Source organism: Lysinibacillus sp. 54212 (assembly GCF_036662795.1).
GTDB lineage: Bacteria > Bacillota > Bacilli > Bacillales_A > Planococcaceae > Lysinibacillus_B.
Genome location: NZ_JBAFWZ010000018.1, coordinates 17,518 through 30,338, shown reverse-complemented (window position 1 = coordinate 30,338; position 12,821 = coordinate 17,518). Strand labels below are relative to the sequence as shown.

Annotated in this window: 15 protein-coding genes and 1 riboswitch; of the genes, 10 read left to right on the top strand and 5 right to left on the bottom strand. The window is 39.0% G+C overall.

The genetic code is table 11. The annotated features are described in order from the left end of the window. Positions 1 to 17: 17 nt before the first annotated feature. Positions 18 to 806: a putative hydro-lyase gene (locus V4T18_RS12880; RefSeq protein WP_332649936.1), complete on the top strand. Its 789-nt coding sequence runs from the start codon at positions 18 to 20 to the stop codon at positions 804 to 806. An 86-nt stretch (positions 807 to 892) separates the two neighbouring features. On the opposite strand, the gene V4T18_RS12875 is transcribed toward V4T18_RS12880, so the two are convergent. Then, a complete protein-coding gene (locus V4T18_RS12875) occupies positions 893 to 1,309 on the bottom strand; it encodes a DUF1284 domain-containing protein (protein ID WP_332649934.1) in 417 nt (138 codons plus the stop codon). Positions 1,310 to 1,671: 362 nt separating this feature from the next. Here V4T18_RS12875 and V4T18_RS12870 point away from each other — a divergent pair, with 362 nt between their 5' ends. From V4T18_RS12870 to V4T18_RS12835, 8 genes are all read left to right on the top strand, one after another. Continuing rightward, the gene (locus V4T18_RS12870; RefSeq protein ID WP_332649932.1) at positions 1,672 to 1,860 is read left to right on the top strand and encodes a hypothetical protein; all 189 of its coding nucleotides are present in this window, start codon (positions 1,672 to 1,674) and stop codon (positions 1,858 to 1,860) included. Positions 1,861 to 2,031: 171 nt separating this feature from the next. After that, positions 2,032 to 2,141, top strand: a riboswitch (TPP riboswitch). Between the two features lie 112 nt (positions 2,142 to 2,253). Beyond that, positions 2,254 to 2,862, top strand: coding sequence for a thiamine phosphate synthase (locus tag V4T18_RS12865; protein ID WP_332649930.1), 609 nt, complete (start codon positions 2,254 to 2,256; stop codon positions 2,860 to 2,862). Then, positions 2,846 to 3,958, top strand: a complete 1,113-nt coding sequence (gene thiO, locus V4T18_RS12860; protein ID WP_332649928.1) for a glycine oxidase ThiO — start codon at positions 2,846 to 2,848, stop codon at positions 3,956 to 3,958. The genes V4T18_RS12865 and thiO overlap by 17 nt, the downstream gene beginning before the upstream one ends. A 14-nt stretch (positions 3,959 to 3,972) precedes the next feature. Continuing rightward, on the top strand, positions 3,973 to 4,176 hold the full coding sequence (thiS, locus tag V4T18_RS12855) for a sulfur carrier protein ThiS (RefSeq protein ID WP_332649927.1): 204 nt from the start codon (positions 3,973 to 3,975) through the stop codon (positions 4,174 to 4,176). Positions 4,177 to 4,179: 3 nt separating this feature from the next. After that, positions 4,180 to 4,947, top strand: coding sequence for a thiazole synthase (locus V4T18_RS12850; RefSeq protein WP_332649925.1), 768 nt, complete (start codon positions 4,180 to 4,182; stop codon positions 4,945 to 4,947). After that, complete coding sequence (locus V4T18_RS12845; RefSeq protein WP_332649923.1) at positions 4,944 to 5,969, top strand: ThiF family adenylyltransferase; 1,026 nt, start codon at positions 4,944 to 4,946, stop codon at positions 5,967 to 5,969. The genes V4T18_RS12850 and V4T18_RS12845 overlap by 4 nt, the downstream gene beginning before the upstream one ends. A 153-nt stretch (positions 5,970 to 6,122) precedes the next feature. Beyond that, positions 6,123 to 6,962, top strand: coding sequence for a hypothetical protein (locus V4T18_RS12840; RefSeq protein WP_332649922.1), 840 nt, complete (start codon positions 6,123 to 6,125; stop codon positions 6,960 to 6,962). A gap of 280 nt (positions 6,963 to 7,242) precedes the next feature. Beyond that, positions 7,243 to 8,331, top strand: coding sequence for a M42 family metallopeptidase (locus tag V4T18_RS12835; protein ID WP_332649920.1), 1,089 nt, complete (start codon positions 7,243 to 7,245; stop codon positions 8,329 to 8,331). Positions 8,332 to 8,560: 229 nt separating this feature from the next. Here the strand turns inward: V4T18_RS12835 and V4T18_RS12830 are convergent, their stop codons facing one another. Both V4T18_RS12830 and V4T18_RS12825 read right to left on the bottom strand, forming a co-directional pair. Beyond that, the gene (locus V4T18_RS12830; RefSeq protein ID WP_332649918.1) at positions 8,561 to 8,977 is read right to left on the bottom strand and encodes a DUF3139 domain-containing protein; all 417 of its coding nucleotides are present in this window, start codon (positions 8,975 to 8,977) and stop codon (positions 8,561 to 8,563) included. Positions 8,978 to 9,332: 355 nt separating this feature from the next. Continuing rightward, on the bottom strand, positions 9,333 to 9,578 hold the full coding sequence (locus tag V4T18_RS12825; protein WP_332649916.1) for a hypothetical protein: 246 nt from the start codon (positions 9,576 to 9,578) through the stop codon (positions 9,333 to 9,335). Between the two features lie 129 nt (positions 9,579 to 9,707). On the opposite strand from V4T18_RS12825, the gene V4T18_RS12820 reads away from it, so the two are divergent. Then, a complete protein-coding gene (locus tag V4T18_RS12820) occupies positions 9,708 to 10,334 on the top strand; it encodes a TetR/AcrR family transcriptional regulator (RefSeq protein WP_332649915.1) in 627 nt (208 codons plus the stop codon). Between the two features lie 28 nt (positions 10,335 to 10,362). Here V4T18_RS12820 and V4T18_RS12815 read toward each other — a convergent pair whose 3' ends face one another. Both V4T18_RS12815 and V4T18_RS12810 read right to left on the bottom strand, forming a co-directional pair. Then, complete coding sequence (locus V4T18_RS12815; RefSeq protein WP_332649914.1) at positions 10,363 to 10,815, bottom strand: CoxG family protein; 453 nt, start codon at positions 10,813 to 10,815, stop codon at positions 10,363 to 10,365. Between the two features lie 21 nt (positions 10,816 to 10,836). Further along, entirely contained in the window at positions 10,837 to 12,507 is a 1,671-nt protein-coding gene (locus V4T18_RS12810; RefSeq protein ID WP_332649913.1) for an FAD-binding protein, read from the bottom strand. Between the last annotated feature and the right edge of the window lie 314 nt (positions 12,508 to 12,821).

Sequence of the window (12,821 nt, the reverse complement as noted above, 5' to 3'; positions counted from 1 at the left end):
AAAGGAGTATTGATCAGATGATGGAATTTGAAACAATGTCACCGCAGCATATACGAAAATTGATTCGTGATGGGCAAATTACAGGACCGACTGCAGGAATGGCGAAAGGGTTTACACAAGCGAATCTGGCAATTTTGCGTCGAGAGGATGCTTTTGATTTTCTATTGTTTTGTCAACGCAATCCGAAATCATGTCCACTTGTGGATGTGTTAGAACCTGGTCAAATCGAGAGCTTAATCGCTCCGGGCTCAGATATTCGTACCGATATTCCGAAATATCGTATTTATAAAAACGGTGAATACGTAGAGGAAGTTGAAAACATTTTAGACTATTGGGAAGAGGATTTTGTGTGCTTCCTAATCGGCTGTAGCTTCACTTTTGAAACGCCGCTTTTAGAAAGTGGTATACCAGTTCGTCATATTGAAGAAGGCTGCAATGTCCCGATGTTTAAAACGACAATCGAAACAACGTCCTCAGGAAAATTCCATGGTCCACTCGTTGTAAGTATGCGCCCTATGATGCACTCGGAAGCGATTCGTGCCGTACAAATCACATCGCGTTTCCCGGGAGTTCACGGTGCACCAGTTCATATTGGTGATCCAGCACAAATCGGTATTGCGGATGTACATCATCCCGATTTTGGTGATGCTGTAACCATTAAAGATGGCGAAGTACCTGTATTTTGGGCATGTGGCGTAACACCACAAGCAGTAGCAATGCAAAGTAAGCCTTCTATTATGATTACACATGCACCAGGGCATATGTTTATTAGTGATTTAAAGGATGTTCATTTAAGCGTTCTTTAATGAATTAAAGTAAAGGCAGGCCACTCTGTTGATAATCGATTACCAACGGAGTGGATTCTCCAAAATCTTATCGTACCTGCTAAGCGCTATTCCACTTTCCACAAGCCATCTCCTGTTGTAATTCGTTGAACGCCTTCCTCACAAACCCCATACGAGCGCCAAGAGCATGTTTCACAAACGACGCCAATATCACTCGGAATGACATGCTGCTTGACAGATGATTCGATGTCTTCCCAGCTTAGTATTTGCCCAATATGAAGACCTAACTTTTCTAAAATAACAGCATCTCGATCGTAAATATCACTATCCTGGCAATGGTATTCACCAGAATTAGGATACTTCTCACACAAATGATCCGGCCCTTTAACTAGCCTAACAAGTGTTTTTGGATTCTCTCTTAGGGTTTGATGCATCTTGGTCATATTAGCTACGTATTCTTTTGAATAGCCCATTCCTCGATATCCTAACAAGCAAAAAAGATGATGACCCCGTAATTTATACATAATGCTTTCCCCCGTACGTTAATGTTTTATGTAAACATATTTATTTTAAGTGTTAACGTAAATTTTATCAAAATGAAGCTGTTTCATAAATGGTTATTTTTTAAAAAGACGAACATTATTTTCGAATGAAACGGAGCCAGGCCAGCGAAAGCATACTAGCAATCGTAGTGCAAACCACGGCCATAGTTTGTACTACTATTTTTTTATACAAGAAGTGAAGAAAAGCCTTGCATTCGCCCGTAACGGAATACGGGGGAAAAACATAATAAGCAGGAGTGACGGGAACTGGAATGGCTAATAGAATCGGAAAATTGGCTAGTATTCACCTTGAAAGGCTAGTACTATTTTTCCTCCGTTTCACATTGGCTAGTAAATTTAAAATTTCGGCTAGTATTTTGAAAAAAGTGGCTAGTATTTTCGAAATTTCGGCTAGTATTTCAAAAAATGTGGCTAGTAAACCTTGGACTCCATTCGAAAAAACTCATCACCCCCAAAATAAGACAGATGATTTACTTTGTTATGCGAAAAATCATTCTATTTTTATGCTTTGACGAATGTTTATTGATTATTGTAAAAAACATTCGTATAAACTGATGCTTTTATGAATTACACAATCCATTCAAATATAAGCTAGATTTTTAAAGGTATTTCTAAAGTACTCTTGCTATTTTAAAATTAATGTAATAGAATGTTCGATAAATTCAATATAATTAAATTAGTATATATTTTACTAGGGGATCCCTTGATAAGGGCTGAGAAAAGAGTAGTTACTTTTAAACCCTCACAACCTGATCAGATTTGTATCTGCGTAGGGAAGTAGAGTTATGTTTGTATTTTTGTGCGCTTTTTTGTGCATGATTGTATTCGAGCAGAACCACTTTCCTTATCGGGAGAGTGGTTTTTTTATTTGTAAAAAATCTTTAAAAGGGTGGTGCATATCTAACATGAAGCTGATGGCAGTAACGGATGATTCGCATACAGTTGTTGAATTGGCAAAGAAAATACTCCAAATCCAGCATAACGTCGATTTTATTCAAATTCGAGAAAAGACAAAGACAGTAAAAGAGGTAATAGCACTGCTACAACATTTAGATGAGAGTGGGATCGATAAAGAGAAACTTATTCTGAATGATCGATTGGATATTGCATTATGCTGTGGCATTGGAGCGGTGCATTTGCCAGAAAAGGGGCTACCGGTGCAAAAGGTAAAGGAATTATATCCCTATATCAAGGTGGGAAAGTCTGTACATGACTATGAAGGAGCACAGGAGGCGGAACGACAAGGGGCTGACTATGTGTTATATGGCCATTGCTTTGAAACGAATAGTAAAAAGGGGATGGCTCCTAATGGTCTTGCACCAATCCTTGAGATGAAAAAGAGTTTGGCGATTCCTGTATTTGCAATTGGAGGCATTAATGTAGACCGGGTACAGGAGCTACAACATATACAGGCGGATGGCATTGCCGTAATGTCCGGTATTTTTTCAGCAGAAAATCCATTCACTGCAGCAAGTCAATTCTATGAGGTGGTCAAATATGAAAACAAGCTATGAAGTAGCCATCGTTGGTGGTGGAATTATCGGAAGTGCCATCGCTTATTATTTATCAAAAGAGCAAATCAACGTAGCGGTGTTTGAGGAAAATCAGATTGGTGCAAAAGCGACAGGTGCAGCGGCAGGTATGCTTGGTGCTCATTCGGAATGTGAAGGGGATGTTAATGTCTTTTTCCCTTTTGCGAGATATAGTCAGTCTCTTTATTGGAAGTTGAAAGAGGAATTATATGAATTAAGCGGAATTGACCTAGGCTATAGAAAGGGAGGAATTTTAAAGCTTGCCTTTTCTAATCAGGACAAAAAAGAATTGGGGGCAATGTTAGCACAGCCTACTGTTACATGGCTGGAAGCAGAGGAAGTAAGAAAACTAGAACAGGATGTTTCCCCTCATATAGTAGGTGCAGCCTTTATCCAAGACGATATCAATGTGTTACCAATTGGTGTATGCCAGGCTTTTGCTAAAAGCGCCAAAGTTCTGGGGGCATCGATTTTTGACTATACAAAGGTGCTACAAGTAAAAAAACAGCAGGACACCTTTCTAATTGAAACGACACGAGGACTTGTGGAAGCGAAGCGCGTTGTCATTGCCAGTGGTGTTTGGAGCACTACCTTCTTTAAGGAGCTAGGTTTACAGCATGGAATGACCCCAGTCAAAGGGGAGTGCATATCCGTTACGGATGAACAGGCTGTTTTAAAGAGTACGATTTTTCATGATAAATACTATATTGTCCCAAGAAATGACGGGCAGCTTGTTATTGGCGCAACGATGAAAGAGAACGACTGGACAGAACACGTAAGTTTAAACGGTATCGAAACATTAATTCAAAAAGCGAAAGAATTATTGCCTACTAGTGCTCATATGAAAATCGACTCTGTTTGGTCAGGATTACGACCACAAACGTTTGATCAAAAACCATTCATCGGTCATCATCCAGAAGATGAATCTATTCTATTTGCAACAGGGCATTATCGGAATGGCATACTGTTAGCTCCGGCAACAGGTGAGATGATTGTCAACCTCATTTTGAAAAGAGACGTAAAAAAAGAGTGGGTAGAGGCATTTCGAATTGACCGAGGAAAGCCATTAACCTTTTAGGAGGGGATGAAAGCATGACTATGATTGTAAATGGAAAAAGAATTGACCTGCCAGAAACAGTTCAGACTGTTAGAGGGTTGCTGGCTCATTACAATTTAGAAAATCGCATTGTCATCGTAGAAATAAATCAGGAAATTATTACGAAAGAATACTATGAATCAACTAGCCTTTCACACGGGGATGTTGTAGAAATTGTTCATTTTGTTGGAGGAGGATGAAACATGTTAAAAATTGCCGATCGTACGTTTCAATCAAGATTATTATTAGGTACGGGAAAATACCCATCATTTGAAGAACAGAAAAAAGCAGTAGAAAGATCACAATCAGAAATTTTAACGTTTGCTGTGAGAAGAATGAATATTTTTTCAGCGGAGCAGCCGAATTTTCTGGAGAGACTAGATTTAACGAAATACACGTTACTACCGAATACAGCAGGGGCTAAAACGGCAGAAGAAGCGGTGCGTATCGCTAAGCTCGCGAAGGCTTCAGGATTATGCGACATGATTAAAGTAGAGGTCATTGGGGATGATCGTTCGCTTTTACCAGACCCGATTGAAACATTAAAAGCATCAGAAATGCTGCTCCAGGAAGGGTTTATTGTATTACCATATACATCGGATGACGTAGTGTTAGCGAAACGCCTTGAAAACCTTGGTGTACACGCGATTATGCCAGGTGCTTCACCGATTGGATCTGGAAAAGGAATCATTAACCCGCTAAATTTAAAATTTATTATTGAAGGGTCAGAAATTCCAGTCATTATAGATGCAGGCATTGGCTCTCCTAAGGATGTTGCCTATGCCATGGAGCTAGGAGCAGATGCCGTGTTACTTAATACAGCTGTATCAGGGGCAAAAGATCCAGTGAAAATGGCAGAGGCGATGAAACTCGCAGTAGAAGCTGGAAGACTAGGATTTGAAGCAGGACGAATCGAAGAAAAAGAATATGCTGTAGCAAGTAGCCCTCTAACAGGCATGGTGACATCTTGAACAACCGCTATGCACGACAAGCATTATTTTTAGGGAACAATGTGCAGCAATGTATTCAGCAGGCTAAGGTTCTAATTATAGGAGCCGGCGCACTTGGTTCAGCTAGCTCTGAAATGCTAGCAAGGGCTGGTGTTGGGCAGATAACCATTGTCGACCGAGATTATGTGGAATGGAGTAACTTACAAAGGCAGCAGCTATATGATGAGGAAGATGTGCAACAAAAAGTACCAAAAGCGATCGCTGCTAAAAAACGACTGGAGCAAATTAATAGTGAAATTTCCATTGTAGGCATTGTTGAGGATGTACATGGGCTCAATATTGAAGAATTAATGAAAGATCATTCCATTGTCGTAGATGCAACAGATAATTTTGAAACGAGCTTAATCGTCAATGATGCAGCGATGAAGCAAGGAATGCCATATATATTTGGTGCTTGTGTAGGGAGTTACGGGCTGACATTGCCGATTATTCCAGGAGAGACTCCTTGTTTACATTGTTTACTCAATCATTTGCCAATGGATGCAATGACATGTGATACGGTAGGTGTCATGAGCCCGATTGTACAAGTAACAGCCGCCTATCAGGTGACACAAGTATTCAAATGGCTTGCTGGAAAAACAATGGCACCTATTGTACAATCCATCGATCTTTGGAAGGATGAAAAGGCTGAAATCAATGTCCAAAAGCTTAAAAACCCCTCTTGCCCAAGTTGCGGAGAGGGGCCAACGTATCCTTTTTTACAATTTGAAAATCAAATGAAAACACATGTACTCTGCGGGCGAGATGCAGTTCAACTTAGGCCGGGCATCACACAAACACACTCATTGCAAGAGATAGCAAACAAAATAAATGGTCAAGTTACGCATATAGTGTTAAACCTGCATTTGCTATCGTGTCATTTTGAGGAGTATCGAATCGTCTTTTTTGCTGACGGGCGTGCCATTATCCATGGTGTTACAGATCCTAAAATAGCACGCGCGGTTTATAATCGCTTTAGTCAAATTGGATTAGTAGCTAAGTGATGCAATTATAGGAAGCCTGCCGTAATGATTTTCCTCTTATTGTTTTTAGATGTGCAGGGATAATAAAGTTGTTTAATAAACCTTCTTCTACTTTCGGGATTGTTGAAGAATATTCGGGAAAGATACCTATAAAGAAAAAGTAGGTGGGATTTAATGAAGAAAAAACTCTACGTCCTTTTTTGTATCCTATTTCTCGTAAATAATACTGTTGTTTTTGCGAAGCAAGAAACACCTAACCAAGATTTTATTAATAAGCAAATGGACCAAGCAAAGAAAAATGCCAATCAACCTTTTTTGGACCAATTGAAGATGCGCTCACTAGAGCATAACGATGTTGTAAACATTAAAATTGAAAATAATTCGGGACTTCGGAGAGTATTTAGTATCAATGATGGCTATCAAGAACGTGTACTTAGAAAAGTTGTATACTGGCTTAATAACTCTGTCAAAGTGAATGGAACAATCGAAGGAGCTTTAGATAATCCATCCAATAAATTGACGTTAAAGATGGCAAATGGTGAAGTGATCACCATTGAACCCGCTTATACATGTGTAGTTGACAATAAACGTCAAACCTGCACGGCTAAAGAAGGGGAATTAATCGTTTCAGAAAATAGGCAAAACGTGCGATTAAAGTCACAATCCCTTTATGATTGGCTCATGGTAGGGTGGAGAGAAGAATTGGACGGACCTACTAAAGAAGAGTTACTTGAAGAAGCATTGTTTACACGTTATTTATATCATTTGGGCCCATCTTATTCTGAATTTTTTATGTGTCCAAAAATCAAAATTGAACCCATTAATGGAGATCCTAGGAGACATATTATTTATGCCAGTGCTTTAAACTATTCTGGACATCACGGCGGAGATTTTGATAAACTTACTTTTTCTGTAAGGGATTCTAACCTATCAGGGTTAGAAGTGACAAACGTAAAAATAAAGAAACATATTTCGGGAGAAGAAAGCGAAAAACAATGTCGGACGTTTGATTAAATATAGTTCTTTCAAAAGAGGTGTTTTTTTCAGAGAAGGGAACGCCTCTATTTTTCAGTAAAGCTTTTGAAGGGGTGTATTTATGTTAACCGCAACGTTCAAATAAGAGGCATTAATAGCATACATCAGAGTTAGCAAGCGCGATATTTTCGTACCAATAAAAAATGAATGAACAGTACTCACTTTTGCCCATAATAATTGGCAACATCGGTATTGTTTTCTTTTCTATAGAGCTATTTCGAGCTATAATGGAAAGAGATATATTTAGGAGGTCGAAATAATGACAGGTTTAGATCCAACGTTACAAATGTTAAAGGAATTAACAGATGCAAACGGTATTCCGGGAAATGAGCGTGCTCCACGTGAAGTGATGAAAAAGCATATCGCGCCGTTCTCTGATGAAATTGATACAGATAATTTAGGCGGGCTCATCGCTAAAAAGGTTGGCGATGAAAACGGACCGAAAATTATGGTTGCAGGTCACTTAGATGAAGTCGGCTTTATGGTAACACAAATTGATGATAAGGGCTTCCTGAAGTTCCAAACGGTTGGCGGCTGGTGGGGTCAAGTAATGCTTGCACAACGCGTAACAGTGACAACTCGTAAAGGGGAAGAAATTATCGGTGTGATCGGTTCAAAGCCACCACATATTTTACCCGCTGAAGTTCGTAACAAGCCAGTAGATATTAAGGATATGTTCATTGATATCGGTGCAGCTTCTAAAGAAGAAGCACTAGGCTGGGGCGTACTACCGGGCGATATGGTCACACCTTATTTTGAATTCAACGTGATGAAAAATGAAAAGCACCTACTAGCAAAAGCATGGGATAACCGTATTGGCTGTGCAATTGCCATTGATGTACTTCGTGCACTAAAAGACGAAAAGCATCAGAACATCGTGTATGGTGTAGGAAATGTACAGGAAGAGGTAGGCTTACGAGGCGCGAAAACAACGTCATATAAAGTACAGCCAGATATCGGCTTTGCAGTGGATGTCGGTATTGCAGGGGATACACCAGGTGTCACACCGAAAGAATCGACATCAAAAATGGGGGCAGGCCCACAAATCGTTATTTATGATGCATCGATGGTGGCACACACAGGCTTGCGTGATTTCGTTGTAGGCATTGCGGAAGAGGCAGGCATCCCTTACCAATTTGAAGCAATCGCTGGCGGTGGAACAGATGCTGGCTCTATCCACATTACAGCAAACGGTGTTCCATCCCTTGCTATCGGTGTAGCGACTCGCTATATTCACTCACATGCAGGCATCCTACACCGTGATGACTACGAAAACGCAGTAAAATTAATCGTAGAAGTCATTAAAAAGCTAGACCGAGAAACAGTTAATAAAATCATTTTTGATTAAGAGAATCGCCTTCTAACAGAAATGTTAGGAGGCTTTTTACGTAGGGGAAACAAAAATATCTATGTGGCAATTCAAACATAAGCAAAGGAAGAAGTATCGTAGGAGTAAAACCTTGTAGATAAAAACCGTATGACAATTGTGAATGAAAATAGTATTCATATCGTTGAATACTATTTTTGTTGCTGTTTGGGTGGTTTACTTTGGACATATATTGATCATCCAAAGCAAGCTAATCTCTATTATCAAGTGAATGTTTACAGTCTTGTTCACTATATTTTGTCTCACCCTCAATTATTTCAGTAAGGCCATGCGAAAGTTTTTCTTTTTCACAAAATTGGTAAACTTGTTTCCCTTTTTTAGTTATTCCATAATAATAGGTTGTATGAGGTTCATCTTTAAAGATGACCATATAATGTCCATGATAAAAATCTTTATTTATTACGTGCTTTGGCTCAACATAATGTGATTCTTGAATTTTTTCGTCTGTATATCCCTGCTCCTCCAAATATTCTGGAACATATTTATTAGCGATGTATTTTGTATATGGATTACCATTGTTTAAAACATAAATAACACCTATTGGAATAGCAATGACAATAACAACAATTAAGATAGTAATTGTAATAAATATCTTTTTATTAGTCATACCTCACCCTTCTTTATTCTCTTTAAGATAAGATTAATTATTACTTACAAGTAATTAGTTGATTTGTGTGTGATAGGCTTTGTTCGCTTATTTAAAAATGAACATCCTCCTATTTATTCCGGGTAAAATTGAAGGAACAAACCTTTTGATCAACTTACCGCTAAATAGCTTCTTTAGTGTAATTTTACACTTTCGGAAAGCTTAGTCAATTATAAATTATAATTTTATCCACTTTTAACGGAGGGAAGAATTCCTTACATAGGTTAGGGTTGTAATGTTTGGAGTGGCACGAGGTGTGCATATTGGCTTAGCCTAATAATTTCCCAACTACCAATATAAAACTGATAAGAAGAGCTCATATAAACGAAATGCCAATCGACATGAAGCTTCGAATAGAAGAGATAGCATTCGTCGCCTCCTTCATCCCTAACAGCGACGAGAAAAAACATAGAACGGTAGGGACTAAAACGACTGTTAACGGGTGAATGGTAAATTGGGATAGGAAGAAATGACGGATCCATTCAGAAGTAGCGGCAATTAAAAATAAAGCAATACAAACGATGGATGCAGCGAATGAGTATAAATTCCAATTCTCCTTCATCAACCGACACCTCCATTTTTTACTTAAACGCTTTTCCTTAATTTAGGTTTCTGTCTATAAGGAAAAATGTAATGGATAACTGAAATATTTTACGTTATATTTGTTCTATCTAGAAATGGGGGGGAGTATGTGAAGCCGTATCAAATGGAACGAAAGATGGTCATGATCGAGCAGGCTGCGCTTTTATTTATCGCACAGGGCTTTGAAAATACGACAATGAATCAAATTGCTGAAAAAGCGAATGTAGGGATTGCCACACTATTTCGGTACTTTCCAAATAAAGAATCTTTAATTATCGATGTTGTAAAGCATGTAATAGAAGATCGAATTCCGGTATATGAGGAAATATATAATTCAAACAGCAATGGCTATGAAAAAATAGAGCGCTTGCTTCTTATGTATTTACAATATATTTATGGCGAATCCACACCTTATATTAAACTGCTGGAAGCTTTTGAAGTTTACATAAGCTTTAATGAGGTCGATGAGCAATTATTGCAAGAAATCGAAAAATCGTATGAGGCGTATAATGTTTATGTAAGAAAAATGCTAGTAGATGGTCAAGAGGATGGATCGATTAAAAACGATATTTCCCTTGAAACTTTGGAAACGGTACTCAATATGTTTGGGACTGCTATAAAAAAATACTCACTTTATGAGGTATTACCTAATAAAATTATGCTACTACCAACAGAGGATCAGCTAGTAGAGATGAAAAATATAGCTCTTCAGTTTATAAAAAACAACTACTTGTAGGGGTTAGTCTACAAGTAGTTATTTTACCTTATACCGGTTGATTCACCTGCAGCAGCTTTTCAACAATAGCATCTGTTAATTCTTGAGCGGTTTGAGGAACGAAATTTTTTAGTATTCCGTTAATCATCGGGCCCATCATACCGCCAGCGGTAATATCTAGATGTCCAGTCATTTTCGTATTGTGTTCATCGATCACTTCTGCCTCGAAATAACCACCGCCGTTAAAGTTTTCAGATAAACCTTTTAAATCGAACAGAACTTGCGAAGGCTCATTCCATTCTTTGATATCGATTTGCAGCTTAACTGTTTTTTTCATAAAGCCTAAATCTCCTTTGAATTTCCAAGTTGATTGGTTTTCACTTAAAATTTCATGCTCGATATAGCCTGGTACAAGTGGTGCCCAGTTATTCATATCGCTTACAAAAGCCCAGATTGTTTCAATATCTAAAGGTACATTAACCGTATGTGTTCCGTTTGGCATAATTTTCTCGCTCCTATCCTGTTATTTTACAGATTGTTCTGACTTTACGTTGCGTGAAGATACACTTCCGACATGCTTACCAGCTAAATAACCGACAGTCATCGCCGGACCGATTGTGCCACCCGCACCAGCATAAGCTGTTCCTAAAATGCCCATTGCCGCATTTCCTGCTGCATATAAGCCTTCAATTTTGTTGCCGCGAAGACTAATAACCTGTCCATTTTCATCAATACGTGGACCGCCATTTGTCCCAAGCGCGCCTAAATTAACTGGCACTGCATAGAATGGACCTTTTTCAATTTTACCTAGGTTCGCCGTTGCATTCCCGCCACCGTCAGCTAGGAGATTTTCAAATTGGGTTGTGCCGCGGTGGAAATCCGTATCCTCACCTTTTTCACACATAGCATTCCAGCGTGCCACAGATTCCTCTAAACCTTGGGCATCAACCCCGATTTGCCCTGCAAGCTCAGCAAGTGAATCCCCACGATTTACCCACTCTGGTGCTTCATCGCCAGGCATCATCGTAATAATCATTTCTCTATCCTTTAATTGTTGGTCGAATACCATCCATACAGGTGCTTCGTTTGGATACTCTAGCTTAACAGGATCATATTCATAGAAAGAGCGCGGTAAATCATTGTATGTTGTGCCTTCATGTACAAAGCGTTTTCCGTATTTATTAACAATAATACTATTTGGACCATTACGACCGCCGCCTGTTTGGTTCATAATATGGTCTTCGTATTCCATTGTTGGGTCCTGCATGGAAGGATACCACCAAGCCTCACTCATGTTTCCAAGAGCAGCCCCAGCCTCCATCGCCATAATAAGGGCATCTCCTTCATTTCCAGGAGGGGACATTGGATGAGTAATTGGTGCTTTCAAGAATGTTTTCACAAGCTCTTGATTCCACTCATAGCCACCCGATGCTAGTACAACCCCTTTACGCGCGGCAATAGTAATTTTTTCTCCAGCTTCATTTTCAGCAACGACACCAATAACAGCACCGTTATCATCTAAAACAAGCTCTTTTCCAGGCGTGTTAATTTTTATGTTTACATCACGATCAAGTGCTCCTTTTAAAAGCAATCCGATCAGTGAGCGTCCCATCGTTACGATGTTATTTTCCATACGCTCGGCAATTTTATTAAAGTCTACCCCACCGATTGCTCCACCTTCAGCTAATGTTAGCGGCGGGAATACGGGATTTTGGCGAATTAATGGACCCCATTCACCAACAGAATTTAAATCAAAAGGTACTGGATCTAATGAGCGAGTGCCCTTTTTTAATGCTTCATCTATATGCCCATAATATTCATTAAATGGTACAGGCATTTCAAATCGTACAGGTGTATGCTCATGTAAGTAGTCGATCATTTTATGGCCATTATCTACAAAAATTTCGATATAGGCTGGATCAGGTACTTTTCCAAGTGTTAAACGTTTTAAAAAAGCAATTGCCCCTTCACGAGTATCTTCAACGCCGGCTGCCTTCATATAACGGTTCATTGGTATCCACGGAACCCCTCCGGAAAACGCTGTAGTCCCACCGATTTGATGTGTTTTTTCTAACATTAAAACATCTGCACCTTGATCAGCTGCTAAAATAGCTGCTACAAAAGCTGCGCCCCCTGTTCCTAGTACAATTACGTCAACCTCTTCATGCCACTGTTCCGGCTTTTTTGCTGGCATAACCATTCCTCCAATCGATTATTTAGTCCCTTTGTTCTGAATAAATGATAGTACTTCTATCATTCAAGTATATTGTACATAAATAATGTTATTTTTGGAATAGTGTTGAATGAAATATTTTCTATTCTAATCAAATTATTTCTATTTAGAGTATCGAATTTTGTAGATGTGTGATGGAAAGTGTTACACGACGGAGAGAAGAACATTAGCGAAATTAAATAAGCAAATTTTTTAGCGTATACATTGTTATGCAGGAATTTAATAAAGTGAAGAGGATGTAAAGATAGCAGGGGTACTAGCACAGATAAAAATGA